The sequence below is a fragment of the Mesorhizobium sp. M1227 genome (assembly GCF_040318315.1).
Taxonomy (GTDB): Bacteria; Pseudomonadota; Alphaproteobacteria; order Rhizobiales; family Rhizobiaceae; genus Mesorhizobium.
On sequence record NZ_JAMYLZ010000004.1, the window covers coordinates 214,414 to 233,588 of the forward strand.

Annotated in this window: 17 protein-coding genes and 1 riboswitch; of the genes, 6 read left to right on the forward strand and 11 right to left on the reverse strand. The window is 62.2% G+C overall.

The annotated features are described in order from the left end of the window. Window positions 1–30: 30 nt before the first annotated feature. The 11 genes from NKH28_RS08655 to NKH28_RS08705 form a co-directional block, all read right to left on the reverse strand. A complete protein-coding gene (locus tag NKH28_RS08655; RefSeq protein WP_352612560.1) occupies window positions 31–1,017 on the reverse strand; it encodes a PfkB family carbohydrate kinase in 987 nt (328 codons plus the stop codon). Then, window positions 1,014–2,048, reverse strand: coding sequence for an ADP-ribosylglycohydrolase family protein (locus tag NKH28_RS08660; protein ID WP_352502587.1), 1,035 nt, complete (start codon window positions 2,046–2,048; stop codon window positions 1,014–1,016). The genes NKH28_RS08655 and NKH28_RS08660 overlap by 4 nt, the downstream gene beginning before the upstream one ends. A gap of 27 nt (window positions 2,049–2,075) precedes the next feature. Beyond that, window positions 2,076–2,801 carry a GntR family transcriptional regulator gene (locus tag NKH28_RS08665; protein WP_023679209.1) on the reverse strand — a complete coding sequence of 242 codons (726 nt, stop codon included), beginning with the start codon at window positions 2,799–2,801 and terminating at the stop codon, window positions 2,076–2,078. 90 nt (window positions 2,802–2,891) lie between these two features. Then, window positions 2,892–3,035 (reverse strand): hypothetical protein, encoded by a 144-nt coding sequence (locus NKH28_RS08670; RefSeq protein ID WP_352978461.1) that lies wholly within the window; start codon window positions 3,033–3,035, stop codon window positions 2,892–2,894. A 619-nt stretch (window positions 3,036–3,654) separates the two neighbouring features. Further along, window positions 3,655–4,428, reverse strand: coding sequence for a hydroxymethylpyrimidine/phosphomethylpyrimidine kinase (locus NKH28_RS08675; RefSeq protein ID WP_352978497.1), 774 nt, complete (start codon window positions 4,426–4,428; stop codon window positions 3,655–3,657). Continuing rightward, window positions 4,419–5,024 (reverse strand): thiamine phosphate synthase, encoded by a 606-nt coding sequence (locus NKH28_RS08680; RefSeq protein WP_352771537.1) that lies wholly within the window; start codon window positions 5,022–5,024, stop codon window positions 4,419–4,421. Before NKH28_RS08680 ends, NKH28_RS08675 begins: the two co-directional genes overlap by 10 nt. After that, complete coding sequence (locus NKH28_RS08685; RefSeq protein WP_352540067.1) at window positions 5,021–5,794, reverse strand: thiazole synthase; 774 nt, start codon at window positions 5,792–5,794, stop codon at window positions 5,021–5,023. The genes NKH28_RS08680 and NKH28_RS08685 overlap by 4 nt, the downstream gene beginning before the upstream one ends. A gap of 1 nt (window position 5,795) precedes the next feature. Then, the gene (gene thiS / locus NKH28_RS08690) at window positions 5,796–5,993 is read right to left on the reverse strand and encodes a sulfur carrier protein ThiS (RefSeq protein WP_023679205.1); all 198 of its coding nucleotides are present in this window, start codon (window positions 5,991–5,993) and stop codon (window positions 5,796–5,798) included. Beyond that, the gene (gene thiO / locus NKH28_RS08695; RefSeq protein WP_352978463.1) at window positions 5,962–6,963 is read right to left on the reverse strand and encodes a glycine oxidase ThiO; all 1,002 of its coding nucleotides are present in this window, start codon (window positions 6,961–6,963) and stop codon (window positions 5,962–5,964) included. The genes thiS and thiO overlap by 32 nt, the downstream gene beginning before the upstream one ends. Next, window positions 6,960–8,795 carry a phosphomethylpyrimidine synthase ThiC gene (gene thiC / locus NKH28_RS08700; RefSeq protein ID WP_352978465.1) on the reverse strand — a complete coding sequence of 612 codons (1,836 nt, stop codon included), beginning with the start codon at window positions 8,793–8,795 and terminating at the stop codon, window positions 6,960–6,962. The genes thiO and thiC overlap by 4 nt, the downstream gene beginning before the upstream one ends. A gap of 104 nt (window positions 8,796–8,899) precedes the next feature. Continuing rightward, a riboswitch (TPP riboswitch) is annotated at window positions 8,900–9,016 on the reverse strand. 182 nt (window positions 9,017–9,198) lie between these two features. Beyond that, window positions 9,199–10,743 carry a Fic family protein gene (locus NKH28_RS08705; RefSeq protein WP_352470527.1) on the reverse strand — a complete coding sequence of 515 codons (1,545 nt, stop codon included), beginning with the start codon at window positions 10,741–10,743 and terminating at the stop codon, window positions 9,199–9,201. 1,130 nt (window positions 10,744–11,873) lie between these two features. On the opposite strand from NKH28_RS08705, the gene NKH28_RS08710 reads away from it, so the two are divergent. From NKH28_RS08710 to NKH28_RS08735, 6 genes are all read left to right on the forward strand, one after another. Beyond that, window positions 11,874–12,329: a YybH family protein gene (locus NKH28_RS08710; protein WP_352502912.1), complete on the forward strand. Its 456-nt coding sequence runs from the start codon at window positions 11,874–11,876 to the stop codon at window positions 12,327–12,329. Between the two features lie 527 nt (window positions 12,330–12,856). After that, window positions 12,857–14,854 (forward strand): conjugal transfer protein TraG, encoded by a 1,998-nt coding sequence (locus NKH28_RS08715; RefSeq protein WP_352612568.1) that lies wholly within the window; start codon window positions 12,857–12,859, stop codon window positions 14,852–14,854. Next, complete coding sequence (locus NKH28_RS08720; protein WP_352470524.1) at window positions 14,838–15,293, forward strand: CopG family transcriptional regulator; 456 nt, start codon at window positions 14,838–14,840, stop codon at window positions 15,291–15,293. The genes NKH28_RS08715 and NKH28_RS08720 overlap by 17 nt, the downstream gene beginning before the upstream one ends. A gap of 297 nt (window positions 15,294–15,590) precedes the next feature. Continuing rightward, window positions 15,591–16,589 carry a LacI family DNA-binding transcriptional regulator gene (locus NKH28_RS08725; RefSeq protein ID WP_352502909.1) on the forward strand — a complete coding sequence of 333 codons (999 nt, stop codon included), beginning with the start codon at window positions 15,591–15,593 and terminating at the stop codon, window positions 16,587–16,589. Beyond that, a complete protein-coding gene (locus tag NKH28_RS08730; RefSeq protein WP_352978468.1) occupies window positions 16,586–18,103 on the forward strand; it encodes a sugar ABC transporter ATP-binding protein in 1,518 nt (505 codons plus the stop codon). The genes NKH28_RS08725 and NKH28_RS08730 overlap by 4 nt, the downstream gene beginning before the upstream one ends. Further along, complete coding sequence (locus NKH28_RS08735; protein WP_352978470.1) at window positions 18,103–19,158, forward strand: ABC transporter permease; 1,056 nt, start codon at window positions 18,103–18,105, stop codon at window positions 19,156–19,158. The genes NKH28_RS08730 and NKH28_RS08735 overlap by 1 nt, the downstream gene beginning before the upstream one ends. The last annotated feature ends 17 nt before the right edge of the window (window positions 19,159–19,175 follow it).

Consider the following 19,175-nt stretch of genomic DNA (forward strand, 5'->3'; position numbering starts at 1 on the left):
TCTCTGTGTTTGCCCGCTTCCCGGGCTTTGTCAGGCTGTCGGGCGTTTGGCCTCTTGCTTCCGGCCATGGAGGCCGATCGGCGGACCGCCGGCATGGCTTAGGAATGTCTGGATTTCGTGGTCGGTCGGCGCTGATGAACCACCGTGGCGGGTGACGGAAATGGCCGCCGCCGCATTGGCGTAGCGCGCTGCTTCAAAAGGCGGCGCGCCGCGCGCCAGCGCACTGACGAAAGCGCCGATATGGGTGTCGCCGGCGCCATTGGTGTCGATGGCGTCGACCTCGAAGCCGGCACTCGTTTGCGCCGAGCCATCGGCCAGCCGTATGTGGCAGCCTTTCGGTCCGGCGCGAATAACGACGCCGACGGCCTTCGGGGAGTGGTCGCTAAGAAGCCGTGACGCGAGTGCCTCGACGTCGCCCGGACCGGCAATCGCGGCCGCTTCCATCCTGTTGCAGCTCAACCAGGTGGTGCGGGCGAGTATCCGAGGCAGGATAGGGCGGGGAATGTCGACGACGACAGGTGTCGGGTCGAGGACAAGCGGTGTGTCGGCCGGAAGTGCCTCGATCCAGTCGACAAGCGCGTCTCGGCTTCCCGGATAGCTAAGCGTATAGCCGGAGGTGAACACCCAATCCCCCGGGGCGACCGAGACGGGCGCCATCATGTCAAGGCTGAGCAAGCTCTCCGCACCAGGCCACGAGACGAAGGTGCGCTCGGCATCGCTGCTGATCATGGCGACGCAATTGCCGCTGTCCATGACGGGCGATGGCGTCGTCAGCGTCTCGATCCCCTCATTGGCTAAGGCCGTGCGCAGGAAGTCGCCATTGGGTCCGCTGCCGAGCTGGCCGCCGAACACCACCTTCATGCCGGTGCGGCTGGCCGCGACCATCATGTTGAAGCCGCCGCCGGCGACTTGCGTGTAGCTCGACGCCGTCTTCTCCGTACCCGGCGCCGGCAAGGCGTCGATGCGGTAGACATAGTCGACCACCGCGCTGCCGACATGGACGAGACGCCCACTCATGCCGCCGCATCCTTGCCGGGACCCGTCCTGTCGGCACGGCGCTTGGATATACGGGCCGCAACAAGGTCGGCGGTGAGCGCGCCAACCGCCGCAATGTCGATGCCCTTGAGGTCTGCAATGCGGTTCTGAGGCAGTCGGGAAAAGCCGGTGCAGGCGCCGGCCATGCCGGTCGCGATGGCGCCGATCGTATCGGTGTCGCCACCGAGATTGGCGCTGATGACCGCCGCTTGCCAGGGATCACCGCCGGCGACTTCCAGCACGGCGAATGCAGCCGGAACGGACTCCTGACTGGCGACGCCGGTGCCGACCAGATCGGTGATCAGCCGGATCGCGTCCTTCGTCGCCTTGCCGCGCACAAGCTCCTGCGCCCACCCAATGCGCGCAGCAATGTCACCGCCGGTCACCCAATGGCCGAGCGTTGCTCCGCACCTCGCCGCGGCGATGGCGCTGTCGGAAGCGGCGCGCCAGTCGCCGCCTGCGACGCCGCGGCTGACGGCCGCCGCAACGGCGGCTGCGGCCGCAATGGCAACCGAGGTGTTGTGCGTGGCCCGGCAGGTCTCGGCAACTTTGGCGACCAGCGCGTCCAGCGGCTCTGGCGGCATCATGATGCCGACCGGCGCAATGCGCATGGCCGCACCATTTGTGTCGCCGCTGCGCCCCGCTTCCTCGGCCGGCACGCCATTGTTGATGGCGTCGATGGCGCGTTTGGTCGATGGTCCCAGCAGATCGTAGCTGCCGCGCGCTTTGACGTCGCGCTCCCAGTCGAGCAGCGCGTTGACCCACCGCGCATGATCGAAGCGGTTACCGGATTCAACCAGGATACGGCCAAGCAGAAGCGCCTGTTCGGTGTCGTCGGTGATCGTTCCAGCGGGAAGCCCCTTCGACACCGGATGGTCGGCGAAAGGAGCAATGAAGCCCTCTACATGGGCGTAGAGTTCGGCAATCCGGGCCGGCGACAAAAGCTGCGTCGGCATGCCCAGCGCATCCCCCAGTGCCCCGCCGACAAGCGCCCCCATGGCCCGATCAGTCATATTCCCGGTGTTGTCGTCCGGCATCACTCAGAACCTCATATGCAGCGCAAAATGCGCCGGGTTGAGCAGGCTGGTCACATATTCGATCGGCCGGTCATCGGCGGCGCGGGTCAACCGGCGACCGCGAAGAAACGGCGTGCCTTGCGGGCAACCGAGGATTGCAGAGTCCTCGGCGTTGAGCATTTCGATGCCGACCCATTCCTCGCCATGGTCGGGAATGAGGCCCGCGCCGCGCAGCGTCTGGTGCAGCGAGCCTTCGCGCAGGCCGCGCAACGGCACGTCCTCCAGTTCCGGCGACAATGGCAGGCGGCTGCGCTCGATGGAGATGGCGTGGCCGTCGCTGGCATTGGTGCGCACCCGGTCGACAGCGATGAAAAACGGGTTTTCTATACCAAGCAGTGCGGCAAGACCGGGGTCCTCGATCACCTCGAGCCGCAGCGTCCGCGTCTCGGCGTTGGCGCCGGCGTTGGCGAGCGCCCGCGACCAACCGATGGAGTCATCAACGGGCTTGCCATCGAAGGTGACGAAAGAGCCGATGCCGACTTTGGTCGTGATCAGCCCGCGGTTGGACAGTTCCTCGAGGCCTTTGCGGACGGTGTTGCGGCTGACGGAGAAACGCTGGACGAGCTTGTTCTCGCTTTGCAGCCGGTCGCCGAAGCCGAGAACACCGGAGCGGATTTCATGTTCGAGAACGGTGGCGATCTGTTCGGGCTTGCCCGTGCCGGGAGACAGTTGAACCGAGCGCCGCTTCATATGGGTACCTGTTCAGTGAGCCTGTATAATCCTGTTCATATCACGGCAGGCTTGTCAACGAGTGCCGGATGGAGCTGCCATCGGGCTTGATTAGGCGTCGCGACGAGCATAGTTGACGGTTCCGTCGCCGTGGGACGTGGCGTCCAGCGCCAGCTCCGCATCATCGGCAACATAGCGGGCATTGCGGTAGTCGCGAATGAAGCTGATCCGACCTTCACACCACTCGAGCCACATAAAGTGGTTGGGTTTCGCGTCGGCTCGGTCTCGAACACCGCGATCACCTCCCGGCCCTCGTGCCAAGCCGGCTTGAGCCACACGCCCTCGCTCTTAACCTGGTGAAGAACCTGCTGACGTCTGCTGAGCCTGAGCGAAGCGGATGCAAGGACGGATGAAGCTTCACTGTTTTTCGAAGCCGATAATCCCTTGAATGACAGGGATGGCCTGCATCGCTTGAGCACATCGGCGGTGACGATGAAATGGCCGTAAGACGGACAATGTTCATTCATTGTCGGAGGCAGTTCGTGATCCCGAGTCCGATTCAACAGGACGGCATAAGGAGCGTCAGCCTAGCGCCGCCGCAGCCGAGACGCGGGATCGACCGCTCCCCTCGAGGGGCATCGTTTAGCAGGAGCTCGCGACCAAGGTGAATTCCAGGATCGCAGTCGGATGGGGGGAAAGGATGCCACACAACGCACTAGATACGGCGCACGACGGCCGCCTCGCCATCGTTGATCTCGCGGTCGCCGCCTGGCGAGGCCGTCAAACTACTCCTGTCGAGTGAGGTGAATTACGAGGGGAAATTACCAGCCCGGACCCGCGAGAGGCAGGCGTTTCTTTCGAGAGTTGGAAAATTTTACAAGTTTCGTCGGTCTGCTGCATTCTTCTTAAAAATGGCCAAGACAAGCCGCTTGCCTTCGCGCACACTGTCTTCGAGCGGCTTCGCTTTCGCCAGATGCGCCGCAATCGCGCTAGCCAGCATGCAACCCGTCCCGCGCATTGATGCGACAAGACGAGGTGCGTCGAAGCGGATTGGTTCTTGATCAGAACGCAACAGAATGTCGGTTGATCGAGGTCCTGATGCGTGGCCCCCTTTGATCAGCAGGCCCGGCACGCCGGCTGCCAGCAATTTCCGTCCCAGTCTCACCGCGTCGCTCTCGTCGGCTGGCGGTTCCGCACCAACAAGGAGCGCCAGTTCGAGGAGATTGGGGGTCACAAGGCAGCAAAGCGGCATCAGGTCGCGCCTCATGGCAGCGATGGCACCTGCTTCCAGAAGCCCTCGGCCGGAGCTCGAGGCCAGCACCGGATCGAGCACTGCCGGCACCTGCGGATTTTCGCGCAGCACGCCGGCAGTGGCAACGACGATCTCAGCCGTTGCGAGCATGCCGATCTTAATTGCCGCCACCTTGTTGGCCTGTAGCGCGGCGCACATCTGATCGGCCACAAGATCGGGCTGCGAAGGATGGATTTCCATTACGGCTTCGTGCGTCTGCACCGTCAGCGCTGTGACAGCCAGGCAGGTGCGCACGCCAATGGAAGAGATCGTCTCGATATCACGTGCAATTCCAGCCCCACCGCTGGGGTCTGATCCGCCGACCACGAGCACATGCGGTTCTCGCCTCAGCGCCATGGCTTTGTCTTTTCGATCCATTCTCGCGTGCGCGCTTCGGGATCGGCATTCAACGTGATGTCGGTGACCACCGCCGCGCTGTCCGCACCAGCCTCGAAGACGCCGTCGAGCCGGTCGGGGTTGAGGCCGCCGATGGAGACCAATGGGATCGGCGCCACCCGATGCTTCCACTCGCTGATCCGCTCGAGCCCTTGCGGCGCCCATTTCATCTGCTTCAGGATGGTGGGATAGATGGGGCCGAGCGCGATATAGTCGGGCTCGGCAGCGATGGCCGTTTCCAGTTCGAGATGATCGTGCGTGCTGAGCCCGAGCTTCAATCCGGCGTACTTAATCGCCAGCAGGTCGGCCGCAGCCAAATCCTCTTGGCCGAGATGGACGAAGTCGCAGCCTTCCTCAATGGCGAGCCGCCAATAATCGTTGACGATCAGTTGGCAACCATGGACCACGCAGACGCCGTTCGCGCGGCGGATTTCCGTCCGCAGCGTGGCCTCGTCCCTATCCTTGATGCGCAACTGAACCAGCTTGACGCCAAGTGGCACCAGCCGTTCGATCCAGGCGGCGCTGTCGACGATCAGGTAGAAGGGATCGAGCTTCATGAGAAAACCGCCCTGCCGAATGTTGGTGTCGATGGCACCGCGACGTCGCGGGGTTCGAGCATCCCCGAGCTGAAAGCTTCTCGACCGGCGTCGACCGCCTTGCCGAACGCACGCGCCATGCCGACCGGATCGGCCGCCTTGGCGACCGCTGTGTTCAGGAGCACGGCATCAAAGCCGAACTCCATGACTGTTGCCGCGTGCGATGGCCGTCCGAGACCAGCATCCACGATCAGCGGGACATCAGGGAAATGTCCGCGCATCGAGCGCAGCGCCATGATGTTGACCGGCCCGAGGGCGGAACCGATCGGTGCGCACCAGGGCATCAAGACCTTGCAGCCCGCCGCAAGCAGCCGCTCGGCGACGACAAGGTCGTCGGTAGTATACGGGAACACCGCAAAACCGTCCTCGCACAGGATGCGGGCGGCTTCGAGCAGACCGAACACGTCCGGCTGCAGCGTGTCGTGATTGCCGATCACTTCGAGCTTGATCCAGGGCGTGCCGAAGACTTCGCGCGCCATTTGTGCGGTCGTGACCGCTTCCTTGACGGAGTGGCAGCCAGCAGTGTTGGGCAGGATTCTGACACCAAGCGACCGGATCAACGACCAGAATTTTTCGCCAGCCCTGCCGCCTGCCATTTCACGGCGCAACGAGACGGTCACCACCGAGGTGCCCGATGCCCTGACTGCATCGGCAAGGATGGCCGGCGAAGGATATTGAGCGGTGCCGAGAAGCAGGCGGGAGGGAAGCGTCGTCCCGAGAAGATCGAACATGCTAGCCTCCCTGCATGGGCGAGAGGATTTCGATCCGGTCGCCGTCGTTCAATTGGAATTCCGCCCGGCTGGCTTTGTGCACGAGGTCGTTGTTGACGGCGGTCGCGAGCCAATCGCCCTCATAGTCAAGCGCGGCAAGCAGCTCGGCCAGCGTGGTGGCGGCAACCTCATGCACTTTGCCGTTGACCATCAGTTTCATGAGCAAGCTCCACGGGTTTGTCGTGATTGAAGACAATTTCGCCCGCCAGGCGCGCCATGGCGGGGGCGAGAAGAAAGCCATGGCGATAGAGCCCGTTGATCGCGACGGTGTCTCCGCTCATTTCGACGCGCGGCAGATTGTCGGGAAAGGCTGGACGGACGCCGACACCGGTTTCAACGATCCCGGCCTCGCCAAAGGCCGGATGGAGGGCATAGGCGGTACCCAGAAGCTCCATCATGGAGCGCGCCGTGACCGGTCCGTCGGACCGGCTTTCAATCATCGTCGCACCGATCATGAACTGAGCGTCGGCACGCGGTACCGCATAGAGCGGAAAGCGCGGATGCAGCAACCGGACCGGGCGCGACAGCGAGAAGTCTGGCGTGTTTAGGATCAGCATTTCGCCGCGAACGCCGCGAAGCCTGTCATCGGCGGCTGCCATTCCCGTGCAATCGATCTGACGATCGAAACCGGAAACATGCCGGGCGTCGGTGCCGAAGTGGAATTTGACACCCATGGCTGCGAGCTTGTCATGAAGTGCTGCCATCGCCTGGCGCGGATCGAGATGGCCCTCATCGGGAAAGAGCAATCCGCGGCGAAAGCGGCCGGCTAAGTCGGGTTCCAGGAGCGCAATTTCGTCTTCGTCGACACGCCGATGGCCCGACGTGCGGCTGGCGAGGCGGTCGAGCTCGCCGGCATCACGCGGGGCGGCCACGACAAGTGTTCCGCCCCGTGTCATCTGACCCGGCAGCACCGCATCCCACCAGTCGGCAGCGTCACGTCCAAGGTCCAGCACCGGCTGCTCGGCGCTTTCACGCTCGCACCATGGCGCCAGCATGCCGCCGGCGAACCACGACGCATTGCCTCCAAGGCCATGCCGGATCTCGGCGACCGTGACCGTCGCGCCGCGGGCGGCGAGTTCGAAGGCGGCGGTGAGGCCGGCGACGCCGGCCCCCTTTATCAGCACCTTCATGATGGCTTACCTGGCTGAGGCGTGAGCGGTGCGCCGGTCTCGTCCGCTGGCACGTAGAGATCGCCGCCCTCGCGGTATTTCGCCGCCATCGCCGCCATGCCCTCTTTCTGTGCCTCGGCGCGGATGTCGTGAGAGATACGCATCGAGCAGAATTTCGGTCCGCACATCGAGCAGAAATGCGCCAGCTTGTGCGCCTCCTTGGGCAAGGTCTGGTCGTGGAAGGACCGTGCGGTTTCGGGGTCGAGCGACAGGTTGAACTGGTCCTCCCAGCGGAACTCGAAGCGCGCGCGGGATAGGGCGTCATCCCTGACTTTCGCCGCCGGGTGGCCCTTCGCCAGGTCGGCCGCGTGCGCTGCGATCTTGTAGGTGATCACGCCGGTCTTGACGTCATCGCGGTCGGGAAGGCCGAGATGCTCCTTGGGCGTGACGTAGCAGAGCATGGCCGTTCCGAACCAGCCGATCATCGCCGCGCCGATGCCGGAAGTGATGTGGTCGTAGCCCGGCGCGATGTCGGTCGTCAGCGGTCCAAGCGTATAGAACGGCGCCTCGCCACAGACGGCGAGCTGCTTGTCCATGTTCGCCTTGATCTTGTGCATCGGCACGTGGCCGGGCCCCTCGATCATCACCTGGCAATCTTTCGCCCAGGCGATCTGCGTCAGCTCGCCGAGCGTTTCCAGCTCGGCGAATTGCGCCGCGTCGTTGGCATCGGCAATCGAGCCGGGGCGAAGGCCGTCGCCGAGCGAGAAGGAGACGTCATAGGCGCGGCAGATGTCGCAGATCTCGGCGAAGTGCTCATAGAGGAAGCTTTCCCGGTGATGGTGCAGGCACCATTTGGCCATCATGGAGCCGCCGCGCGAGACGATACCCGTGACCCGGTCAACGGTCAGCGGGATGTAGTGCAGCCGCACGCCGGCATGGATGGTGAAATAGTCGACGCCCTGTTCGGCCTGTTCGATCAGCGTGTCGCGGTAAACCTCCCAGGTAAGATCCTCGGCAATGCCGCCGACTTTCTCGAGCGCCTGGTAGAGCGGCACCGTGCCGATCGGCACCGGCGAGTTGCGGACGATCCATTCGCGGATGTTGTGGATGTTGCGGCCGGTCGACAGATCCATCACCGTGTCGGCGCCCCAGCGGATCGCCCACACCATCTTTTCGACCTCTTCAGCCATCGACGATGTGACGGCGGAGTTACCGATATTGGCGTTGATCTTGACCAGGAAATTGCGGCCGATGATCATCGGTTCGCTCTCGGGATGATTGATGTTGGCGGGAATGATCGCGCGTCCGCGCGCCACCTCGTGGCGGACGAATTCAGGCGTGACGAAGTCGGGGATCGCCGCGCCGAAGGCCTCGCCGTCGCGCTCAAGCTTGCCGTGCAGGATCTCGCGACCAAGGTTCTCGCGGATGGCGACGAACTCCATTTCGGGCGTGATGATGCCAGCGCGCGCATAGGCAAGCTGTGTCACCGCCTTGCCGGTCTGGGCCCGGAGTGGCCGGTTGCGGACTGGAAATTCCGGTGTTAGGCGCTCGCCCGCCGCAAACCCATTGTCTTCTGGCCGGACGTGGCGGCCGTCATAGGCTTCGACATCGCCGCGCGCGGTGACCCATTCATGGCGAAGCCGTGCAAGGCCGTTTTCGATGCTGGTTTCGACAGTCGGGTCGGTATAGGGGCCGGACGGATCGTAAGCGGTCACCGGCGGCTCGCCTGCCGTCGGATGGACGGAGATTTCGCGCATCGGCACCCTGAGCTGCGGGTGGATGGTACCGGATTTGTGGATTTTGCGTGAGGCAGGCAGCGGTCCCGTCGAGACGGCGGGGGTGAGGGCATTCATCTTGAGGCTCCTTTGCTCGTTGCATTGGAGACCCAGTTCTGTGCCGGAAGGATGAAAAGACGCTTCTAGCGACCTGCCGAAACAGGACCTCGGGCGTAAACTCCCGCAAAGCGCTTGCACCGTCCCTACGCCAGTATGAACTGGATCAGGTTCAACGGGTCACTGCGCCGCGAAAGCCAGCAGTATCTCAGCCCCTTGCCGGGACTCCCCTGGTGAATGCGTGAGGTTGGACGGGACCGCTCCGGTTTGTCAAGCGCGTTCTGGCCGCGGCTGATCGGCGGCCGGTCAGACCGTGCGGAAAAAATCGTGCATGTCTCGGCGACAAGTCAAGCGTCGGAGATGAAGGCAGGGACAAGGGAATCGCAAACCGTCGGACTAAAAATCGATCCTGATGATCACACCTTCAATGGGCACCAAAGGTTTGCGCGTAGATCGCCTCGATTCTTCCTGCCTCGTCACTGGTCAGCGCGGCGAATTCCTTCTCGCGCGCGCGGTTCGATAGATGGCCATCATTCTGGTGAAGAAAACGGAAGAGCAGATCGGTCAACCGCTCGGGCATGTCGATAAAGGCGTCCACCTGCTGCCGGAACTGATCGTAGCGCTGCAGAAATGCGGTTTCCTCGGGAAGGTCCCGTTCGATCGTCCGCTGAACGCAAGCATAGAGGAATTCGGCGTGCGGGGTTGCATCGAAGAACCGGTAGAAATCACCGGTGTCATTCAGCACCCGGACGTTGAATTGCGGCGTCGGTTCCCATTCCACCAACGGCAGAAGGCGCTGCGAATAGCTCTCGAGCACGCCCCTGTACTCGTTGATCTGGTCCAGGATCGCGGCCGAGACGGGAAAGACCACTCCCGGCGGATTGAAGCCGCGCATGGCAAGGACGTGGTGGATTAGGTAGCGGTGAATGCGGCCGTTTCCGTCCTCGAACGGGTGAATATAGACAAAGCCGAAGGCGAGGATTGCGGCGGCTACGACTGCATCAAGCTTTTGCGCGGGGCCCTGATCGAACGCCGCCATTCCATCGATTAGCCGCGGCAGGTCCTCGGGCCGAGCGCTGATGTGATCGGGCAAGGGCGTACCGTTGTCTCGATCATGCTCACCGACGAAACCTCCTTCTTTTCGGAAGCCAAGTCTTACGAAACGAGCGTCACCAAGTACAATTCTTTGCAGACGCAGCAGCTCATCGCGATCGATCGGCCAGCGGCCGGCTTCGCCGATGGCGCGGCCCCAGCGCTGGATGCGATCTTGCGGCGGGTGCTCGCCCTCGATCGCATAGCTTGATCGCGAGTCTTTGAGCAAAAGAAAGGCGGCGGTCCGAGCAAGGAGGTCGCGCGGCACGTCCGCTACGATTGCCTCCGCGCGCCGCGGTAGTTCAAGGCCGATGAATTTTTCGAGAATCTTGGTGCGGAACACCAGAGGGCAGAACTCACGCGTGCCGGGGAGATTGTCCCTTACGCGATAGCGCGAAGCGGTCTTGTCGGGTCCGGGCCACTGCAGCTCGGGATCGACAACCGGAATGTATCGTCCGGCCTCCGCGTCCGGCAGATCGATACGCGCGTCCCTCAGCCATTCATATAAAAACCAGATGCGGCGGGCATAACTGCCGGTCGGGCTTTCACGGACCAGCGCCTCGATCGGCGCGGGACCGGTCACTTGGAACAGCCGCTTGAGGACGGCAAGGTCCAGTCCCTCGTACTTGAGCGCAAAGGTCAGGTGGCCTTCGAGGGTAGGATTTGGGGCATGGCGGGGGGTCATGATCCGCCAGCCATCCCGTTCGGTAATGCGATGATGCTCGCCAGTGGCGAACAACCTACGGGGCAAGGGCGCGGCGAGCCTGTAGGCTCCGATCAGGGCGCTGTACCCGGCCGGGGTCGCCGTTTCAGGAAGGCGGATTTCCTGAAAAACGGTAACAGGACCTGAAAATTGGTGCTGTTGCACCGCAGGCATGAAACGCGAATCCTTCCATTGAATTTTGGTTTAGTCGGCAAAACCTATGAAAAATGATCCTATCCCATGAAAATTGATGCCACAAGACAAATTTTCCGAAAACCGATTCTAAAACAGTGCTGAGGTCGATCAAGCAAGAACTCCGCCACCGGCTCAAGGAAGCGACTTCAGACCAAAAAGGTGAGTCCAGGAACCGCCATTCGCCCGTCTTAGTCACGAGGCCGGCACGGATGGCCCGCCTTACGTCGAGCCGGATTGCTCGAGCGCGCCGTTCGGGGCTCACTCATAGAGCGCTCTGGTGCGCGATCGATAGCCGCGATCACGCTTGCGACTGATCTTGGTGACGTGGCGGCGTCGGAGTAGAAAAGTGATGCAGGATCTCGGTGGCGTCGTGTGTGTGTGACCTGAAGTGAGTTCTCTGCGGTATGAGGGGCGGCACGCAGCGCGCGTCTTCTCGGCAGACAGATCGACGAAGCGGCACCGAAGGGAAGTTCCTGGCATTCATTCTCGCCATCGCTGCCCCAATTTGCCGATCGGACTGCCGATCGATCTCGCCCAATACTTTGCGCGCGCAAGGGCCGAAGCTGAACTGGGCGGCACCTGCTCATTCGGGAGCTGACTCATGCTTGGCGCGCTAGCCCGAGAGAGCTGTGCCTGATCGAATGCGTGAAAACGTAGCTCGGAGTGGAGAGGCTGACGCGGTCATCTGTCACCCGCCTTCGGGCTGTAACGGAAAGCGAGACATCTCTCCAATGCTCGTTCCCCACGTCGAGGGGCCCAGCGGCTTGGCTACGGGGGGGACTGTCAGCTAGTGGCCGCTGGGCCTTGACGACCAGCGACCGTAAGAGGAGGCCCTGTGCTGGCTGACGAAAACTTGCGAGCAAAGCCACGGAAAAGCATCATTCGAACGAACTCTTTCGTCGAGACGAGGAGGGCAGTGAGGCGGTAGCCGCCGCTTTGAAGTTCTCCGGCAGCTGCTACGCTGGTCATTCCGAGGGTCGCAGTTGCGCTTGCGCCGTCATATCAGATAAGTCTAATAAAATAGGCGCCTGGCCATCGAACGCGCCGCGGCGCCCTTGGGTCGGCGCTATTCATCGGGTGGGCATGTCGGGCACGCAAGGGAGGACGAAATGAGACTGGTTCAGTCATTTGCATTTGCTGCTGTGCTGCTTGTTTCGTCTGCATTGTCTGCGGCCGCCCACTCGGCTCGTGAGGACATCGAAGCGGCGTTGGTAAAATTCATGGACGCCTTCAACAGCGGAAACGCAGCAGCGGTAGGTCAAATGTATACCGACGATGCCGCCCTGCTGCCACCCGACGGCAAACGCGTCGATGACCGCAAGGGCGTGGAAGAATTCTGGCAGGGCGCAATCAAGGCCGGGATGAAGAATCTCACCCTGAAGGCGCTGGAAGTGGAAGAGAGCGGGAATCTCGCCTACGAAGTTGGCGCATTTACGCTCGGTGTGCCGAGCAAAGGCGGTGCCCCTTCCACCGTTGCGGGCAAGTACATTGTCGTTTGGAAAAAAGGGGACGACGGGACGTGGCGCCTGCATCGGGACATCTGGAACTTTGGTGCGGCCCAATAGATTCCGCGACCCGTGAGGCCGGCGCGGCTTGCAACAGTTCCAACGAAAGTCCATGGCAATAGTTGATGTGACTGAATTGATTAACAAAATTGAACAGACTTGATGGGTCTGCTCATCGAGTCGGCTCTGGATCTATCGCGCTACCGATCAGGGAGGCGGTAAGATTCGAGCTCAGCAGAACGTCAATTCCGGCTGACCACCACTTGCCGGGACTAGAGCGTTCTCCGGCTCGGCGCGCCGCCGAGGGCTCTTGTTCATTTGGTCGTGGGCAATCCGCGGTTCTCCAAGAACCCGTCCATCTCGTCAAATGCATCTGAGCCGAGACAACTAATTATCATTGGGCAAAGTAGCGGCTCAACGGCTCCAGAAGAAAGCAGCCCCCCGATGCTCGTTCAACATTCGAGCCCGCATCGGGCAAGTCTTTCCACGTCCGGGTACGCCATGCTGCTTCGACCGCCCCTTTCTTCTTGCGGATTTAGGAATTCGAGCTTTTCGGTTGTTCCGATCATCCATTTGGGAAACGACCGATGCCGGCAAGCAAGGTTTTATGGGGCCAGATACTCACCGCCTTTCTGATCGTCGTCGCGACGACATGGGGAGCAACACAGTGGACGGCAGGGCGGCTCGGCTTTCAAAGCCAACTCGGTCCGCCGTGGTTCGAATTGGCTGGACAGCCCGTTTATCCGCCGCCAGCCTTTTTCTGGTGGTGGTTTTTCTACGACGCCTACGCGCCGAAGGTCTTCCTGGAGGGCGCGGCGATTGCGGCGAGCGGAAGCCTCATGGCTATCGTCGCAGCGATCGGGATGTCGCTGTGGCGGGGGCGCGAGGCAAAGGACACCACGACTTACGGCTCGGCGCGCTGGGCGACGCGAGACGAAATCAAGGCCGCTGGGATGATCGGTCAGGATGGGGTGATCCTGGGTATGTTGGGCCGACACTATCTGCGCCACGACGGTCCGGAACACGTGCTATGTTTCGCACCGACCCGAAGCGGCAAAGGCGTCGGCCTGGTGGTGCCGTCACTACTGACCTGGCCGGGTTCGGCAATCGTCCACGACATCAAAGGCGAAAACTGGGAACTGACGGCCGGATGGCGGGCCCGTTTCGGCCAGGTGCTTCTGTTCGACCCGACCAATGCTGGATCAGCAGCCTACAATCCTCTGCTGGAGGTGCGACGGGGCGAGTGGGAAGTTCGAGATGTGCAGAACGTGGCGGATGTCCTGGTCGACCCAGAAGGCACATTGGAACGCCGCAACCACTGGGAGAAGACCAGCCATGCGTTGCTGGTCGGCGCAATACTGCACGTGCTCTATGCGGAGAAAGACAAGACCCTCGCAAGCGTGGCGAACTTCCTTTCCGATCCAGAGCGGCCAATCGAGGCAACGCTGCGCGCCATGATGCTGACGCGGCATTTGGGTGATGCAGGCCCGCATCCCGTCGTTGCGTCGGCTGCTCGGGAACTGCTTAACAAGTCCGAGAACGAGCGTTCCGGCGTGCTCTCGACGGCCATGAGTTTTCTGGGCCTCTACCGCGATCCAGTTGTGGCCAAGGTGACGTCATGCTGTGACTGGCGGATCGCAGACCTTGTCGAGGAGGCACGGCCGACGACGCTTTATCTGGTCGTGCCGCCATCGGACATCAGTCGCACAAAGCCGCTGATCCGACTCGTGCTTAACCAGATCGGCCGCAGGCTCGCCGAAGATCTTCACGCGAAGGATCACCGGCAGCGTCTTTTGATGCTGCTGGACGAGTTTCCCGCGCTTGGCAGGCTCGATTTCTTCGAAAGCGCGCTGGCCTTCATGGCCGGGTATGGCATCAAGTCGTTCCTGATTGCACAATCGCTCAATCAGATCGAGAAGGCCTACGGACCGAACAATTCCATCCTCGACAATTGTCATGTGCGGGTGAGCTTCGCCACGAATGACGAGAGGACGGCCAAGCGCGTCTCAGACTCTCTGGGGACCGCGACCGAGTTGCGCGCCATGAAGAACTATGCGGGGCACAGATTGTCGCCCTGGCTCGGGCATCTGATGGTGTCGCGGCAGGAAACGGCGCGTGCACTGATGACGCCGGGCGAGATCATGCAGCTGCCGCCGACCGAGGCGATCATTATGATCTCGGGCCAGTTCCCAGTCCGTGCGAAGAAGGCACGCTACTTTGCCGACCCGCGTCTTGCCGAGCGCGTCTTGCCGCCACCAAGGACCGGAGGGACAACGCAGAACGCTCGCCCTGACGACTGGACCGACACGACACTTCTTGCTGAGCCGGAAGGCAAATCTCGCAAGCTGAGGCTTGCCAGGGATCAGCAGGACGAGGATCCGGCCAATGGCGGCATTCGCCGCCAGCCCGAGCTTCCCGAACACGAAGACATCGCGCCGGAACGAACGGCACGCTGCGACGATGAGTTCGACCTCGACAGGGACGAGCCCGATGATGACGCCGTTCGTCGCCGCAGTGTCGATCAAGCCATGAGACGCGCAGCTCGTCAGGCCGCCCTTGACCCCAATGATGGCATTGAGCTTTGAGCGCATGAAGAACGCCAAGAAAAGACGTCTGTCTGCCTATCTCGACCCTGACATAATGAGGGCACTGGCGGATTACGCTGGGCGGCGCGAGGTCTCGCTGTCACTGGTCGCCGAGGCTGCGCTCGCGTCGTTCCTGTCGCCGGACGCCGAAGAACGAAAGCAAGCGGCGATCACTCGCCGCCTCGACCAGATCGATCGACGCGTGCAGCGGGTCGAGCGTGACGTCGGAATTGCTATTGAGACGCTAGCATTGTTCGTCCGGTTTTGGCTCAACTCGACTCCAGCCTTGCCGGAATCGGCGCAAGCGGAGGCGCGCGCCAAGGGCTTGCAGCGCTACGACAATTTCGTCGATGCGCTCGGTCGCCGGCTCAGCAAAGGACCAAGGCTCAGGCAGGAAATAGCCGACGATGTCCCGCCAGTGCCGCCAGCGAGCCGATAAGGTGCGTGACGCCAGATTGAAGCGTCTCTCGGGACCGTGATCTTTCCGACGGGTTGGTATCTGCTCGCGCACCGTTCCTAAACGTGCCCACAAAGTTCGGGTGGTGAGCGAGCGGACGTCGTATGTCTGCTTTGCTTCATTCGAGACAACATTAGTCTAATCAGATCAAAACGACTATCGAATCGATTGCGCAAACGTTTCGATGGCACTAGGGTTATTGTATCCGCCAGGACAGAGCGGGTTTAAAGCGCAACATCAGGGAGGAGCGCTTGCGAGTAGCACTCCGTTTGAGCCGCAATGGCAACGATGGTTGAGGTAGCCCTTCGTGCCGGGGTGTCGGTCTCAACGGTGTCACATGTGATCAACCGCACGCGCTTTGTCTCGCCTGCGAAATCGAGAGCCATTAACGAAGCGATTGCTTTGCTTGGATATCAGCCCAATGGGCTGGCGCGTTCCCTCAAGGTCGCTTCAACCAACAGCGTCGGCTTGGCGATTTCGGCGATCTCGAACCCGTATTTCACTGACATCATCTGTGCCGTGGAAGCGGAATGCGCGCGTCTTGGCCTCATGGTTTTCCTTTCCGACACGCAGGACGATCCTGATCGGGAGCTTGCGGTCGTTCGCGCCTTCCATCAACGACGTGTTGACGGCGTTATTTTGGCGCCCTCGGGTGCCCCAGAGCGAGCCACCAATTACCTTGCCGAGAAAATGGTTCCCTGCGTTCTGATCGACCGGTTTGCCGACGAACGATTTGACCAGATCGGCGTTGAGAACCAATCTGCGATGCGCGCTCTTATCGATCACGTCGCATCCTTCGGCCATCAGCGGATTGGGTTCATTGCAGGGCAGCCGGGCCTTGCTACGACTCGCGAACGTATCGATGCGTTCAAGTCAGCTTTGATGGCTAACGGACTTGCCTACGTGTCGGAATATCTGCAGCCAGGGAACGTCGACACGGCGAGCGCTACGGCATCGACCCGCGCGATGTTGTCGTTGCCTTCGCCGCCTACGGCCTTGGTCACCGGCAACAATATGGCGACGATCGGAGCGGTCCGAGCGGTTCGCGAAAAAGGTCTCGAAATACCTCGGGATCTTTCACTTGTCGGCTTTGACGACTTCGAATGGGCCGATTGTTTTGAGCCGCAACTGACCCTTATTGCGCAGCCTTGCGCCGAAATCGGGCGGCAGGCCGCATCGCTGCTTAGCGCCCGAATTGCATCAACGGATACAGAGCCCCGCTCGGTGCGGCTTCAGGCGACGCTGCATACCCGTCAATCCTGCGGGAGGCCGGCATGAGCGCGCCGCTTCTATCGGTGACAGGGGCCGTGAAACGCTTCGGCGGCGTTCAGGCACTACGCGGTGTCGATTTCGATCTCAAGCCAGGCGAGATCCACGCCCTGCTGGGCGAGAACGGCGCCGGCAAATCGACATTGATGAATCTGCTGTCGGGAGTTTACGCACCCGACGAAGGTACAATCCAGATTGACGGCAAGCCGGTGCGGTTCAACAACCCGCGCGAGGCGCAGACGGCCGGAATTGCGACCATTTTTCAGGAGCTTGATCTCGTTCCAACGCTCGATGTGGCGTCAAACCTCTTCCTTGGCCGCGAATTGATGCGCTCGGGCGGACTGCTCGATGTGGCGGGGATGCGCCGCGAAGCTCGCAAGCGTCTGGAAGCTATCGAACTGGCTATCGATCCCGCTGGGCTAGTCGGCGACCTCTCGATAGGGCAACGCCAGGTCGTTGCGATCGTCAAAGCGTTGTCCTATGCGACGCGGGTCTTGATCATGGACGAGCCGACGGCGGCCTTAACGGTGGGCGAGGTCGAGAGGCTGTTCGACATCATGCGCAAGCTCGCCGCCAGTGGCGTCGGCATCGTCTATATCTCCCACCGTCTGGAGGAAGTGCCGCAGATCGCGGACCGGGTGACGGTGATGCGGGACGGACGTGTAGCCGGCATCACCGATCCGCACACACCGCAGGCCGAACTGGTGCGGCTGCTCGTCGGGCGCCCACTGGACGAACTCTATCCCCAGCGCACCACGGCCGTCGGCCGGGCTCTGCTCAGCCTGCGCAATGCCAGCTTCCGGCTAGCGCGCGAAAGCGCCGGCTGGCAGGCCCCGACAGGGCTTTCACTCGAGGTGCATGAAGGCGAGATCGTCGGGCTGGCCGGCATCATGGGGGCAGGGCGCACCGAGCTCTTGAGCGCGCTTTACGGCACCGGCCTTTCCGGCCAATGGGAGGGCGGCGTGGTCATTTCCGGCCGTCCGATCAAGCTTGATTCGATCAGAGCCGCGCGCCTTGCCGGCATCGCCTTCGTCACCGACGACCGCCGTGGCAGTGGCCTAATGCTGAGGATGGCGGTTGGCCTCAACCTCGTCATGTCGGTGATCCGGCGAATATCGCCGGGCGGACTGATGTCGCCGGGCCGCCAGGCCGAGGCGGTGAAACAATCGTTCGGCCAGTTCGACATTCGGCCGAAGAATCCCGACATCGCGGTCGGCGCGCTGTCCGGCGGCAACCAGCAGAAGGTGGTGCTGGCCAAGGAGATACGTGGCAATCCCCGGCTCTTGCTGCTCGACGAGCCGACGCGCGGCGTCGATGTCGGCGCCAAGGGCGAGATCTATCAGCGGCTGCGGCAGTTGGCTGCACAAGGCCTGGGCATCCTAGTTGCCTCCAGCGAAATGCCGGAGCTGATTGGCCTGTGCGACCGCATCGTGGTGCTGCGCCAGGGGCGCAATGTAGCGGAATTCACCGGTGGCGTTGACGAGCACACCGTGATGGCAGCGGCAAATGGCAGGGAGGCGTGATGTCCGAACAGAAGATTTCGGTTGCGAGCGGTCCGGTGCTAGCCGCACCGGCCGCAAAGCATCGCGATCCACTCGCGCTGATCGTGCGCTTCCAAAGCTTGATCGGCCTGGTGCTGGTGGCGATCGGCGGCGTCATCTTCTCGCCCAGGCGCCATGGCGAGATACTGTTCCTTGCGCCCGACAACATGGCCAACATCGTGCGCGCCGTGTCGGAGACCGGCATTATCGCCATCGGCATGACCTTCGTCATTATCACCGCCGGCATCGACCTTTCGGTGGGGGCAGTGCTTGGTCTCTCCAGCGTCGTCACCGCGACGATGATGATCTCCGGCGGCTTCGGGCTTATCCCGACCATTCTCGCGGTGCTGGTAATGGGCACCGTCTTCGGCGTGATCCAGGGCACCATTTCCAGCCGCTTTCGGCTTGAGCCGTTCATCGTCACGCTCGCCGGCCTGCAGGCGGCGCGGGGTCTCGCGCTGGTCGTTTCCGGCAACCAGTACATTAATATTTCCTATGGCGAGGGGCCCGGCCTGGCGCCACCTGTCTTCGCGGTACTGGGCGAGCGCCTGTTCAACAACACAGTGCCGGTGGCGACCATCGTCTTCATCGTCTTCGCCGCTATTGCTACCCTGGTACTGAATACCACGCGCTTCGGCCGCTATGTCTTTGCCGTCGGCGGCAACGAGCGAGCGGCGCGCATTTCGGGCGTTCCTGTCTCTATGGTCAAGATCTCGGTCTATGCCATTACCGGATTTGCCGCCGCCCTTGCCGGCGTCGTGCATGCGGGTCAGTTCAACTTCGGCAGCGCCAATGACGGTATGGGCTATGAGCTCACGGCCATCGCGGCCGTGGTCATCGGCGGCACCAGCCTGTTCGGCGGCGCCGGCTCGATGGTCGGCACCGTTGCCGGCACCATCATGCTCGGCGCGCTCGCCAACATCCTTCAGCTCAACAACGTTACCCCCGCCATGCAGCTGCTCGCGACCGCCGCGATCATCGTTGTGGCGGCAGTGCTTCAATCCCTCGTTCGCCGCCGCGAGGGTTTGGGACGATAGGAGGCCGGCGGCAGCAT

Coding starts and splice junctions, on each gene's coding strand:
- NKH28_RS08655 (WP_352612560.1), bottom strand. CDS start 1,017: ATGAGTGGGCGTCTCGTCCATGTCGGCAGCGCGGTGGTCGACTATGTC.
- NKH28_RS08660 (WP_352502587.1), bottom strand. CDS start 2,048: ATGACTGATCGGGCCATGGGGGCGCTTGTCGGCGGGGCACTGGGGGAT.
- NKH28_RS08665 (WP_023679209.1), bottom strand. CDS start 2,801: ATGAAGCGGCGCTCGGTTCAACTGTCTCCCGGCACGGGCAAGCCCGAA.
- NKH28_RS08670 (WP_352978461.1), bottom strand. CDS start 3,035: ATGTGGCTCGAGTGGTGTGAAGGTCGGATCAGCTTCATTCGCGACTAC.
- NKH28_RS08675 (WP_352978497.1), bottom strand. CDS start 4,428: ATGGCGCTGAGGCGAGAACCGCATGTGCTCGTGGTCGGCGGATCAGAC.
- NKH28_RS08680 (WP_352771537.1), bottom strand. CDS start 5,024: ATGAAGCTCGATCCCTTCTACCTGATCGTCGACAGCGCCGCCTGGATC.
- NKH28_RS08685 (WP_352540067.1), bottom strand. CDS start 5,794: ATGTTCGATCTTCTCGGGACGACGCTTCCCTCCCGCCTGCTTCTCGGC.
- thiS (WP_023679205.1), bottom strand. CDS start 5,993: ATGAAACTGATGGTCAACGGCAAAGTGCATGAGGTTGCCGCCACCACG.
- thiO (WP_352978463.1), bottom strand. CDS start 6,963: ATGAAGGTGCTGATAAAGGGGGCCGGCGTCGCCGGCCTCACCGCCGCC.
- thiC (WP_352978465.1), bottom strand. CDS start 8,795: ATGAATGCCCTCACCCCCGCCGTCTCGACGGGACCGCTGCCTGCCTCA.
- NKH28_RS08705 (WP_352470527.1), bottom strand. CDS start 10,743: ATGCCTGCGGTGCAACAGCACCAATTTTCAGGTCCTGTTACCGTTTTT.
- NKH28_RS08710 (WP_352502912.1), top strand. CDS start 11,874: ATGAGACTGGTTCAGTCATTTGCATTTGCTGCTGTGCTGCTTGTTTCG.
- NKH28_RS08715 (WP_352612568.1), top strand. CDS start 12,857: ATGCCGGCAAGCAAGGTTTTATGGGGCCAGATACTCACCGCCTTTCTG.
- NKH28_RS08720 (WP_352470524.1), top strand. CDS start 14,838: ATGGCATTGAGCTTTGAGCGCATGAAGAACGCCAAGAAAAGACGTCTG.
- NKH28_RS08725 (WP_352502909.1), top strand. CDS start 15,591: ATGGCAACGATGGTTGAGGTAGCCCTTCGTGCCGGGGTGTCGGTCTCA.
- NKH28_RS08730 (WP_352978468.1), top strand. CDS start 16,586: ATGAGCGCGCCGCTTCTATCGGTGACAGGGGCCGTGAAACGCTTCGGC.
- NKH28_RS08735 (WP_352978470.1), top strand. CDS start 18,103: ATGTCCGAACAGAAGATTTCGGTTGCGAGCGGTCCGGTGCTAGCCGCA.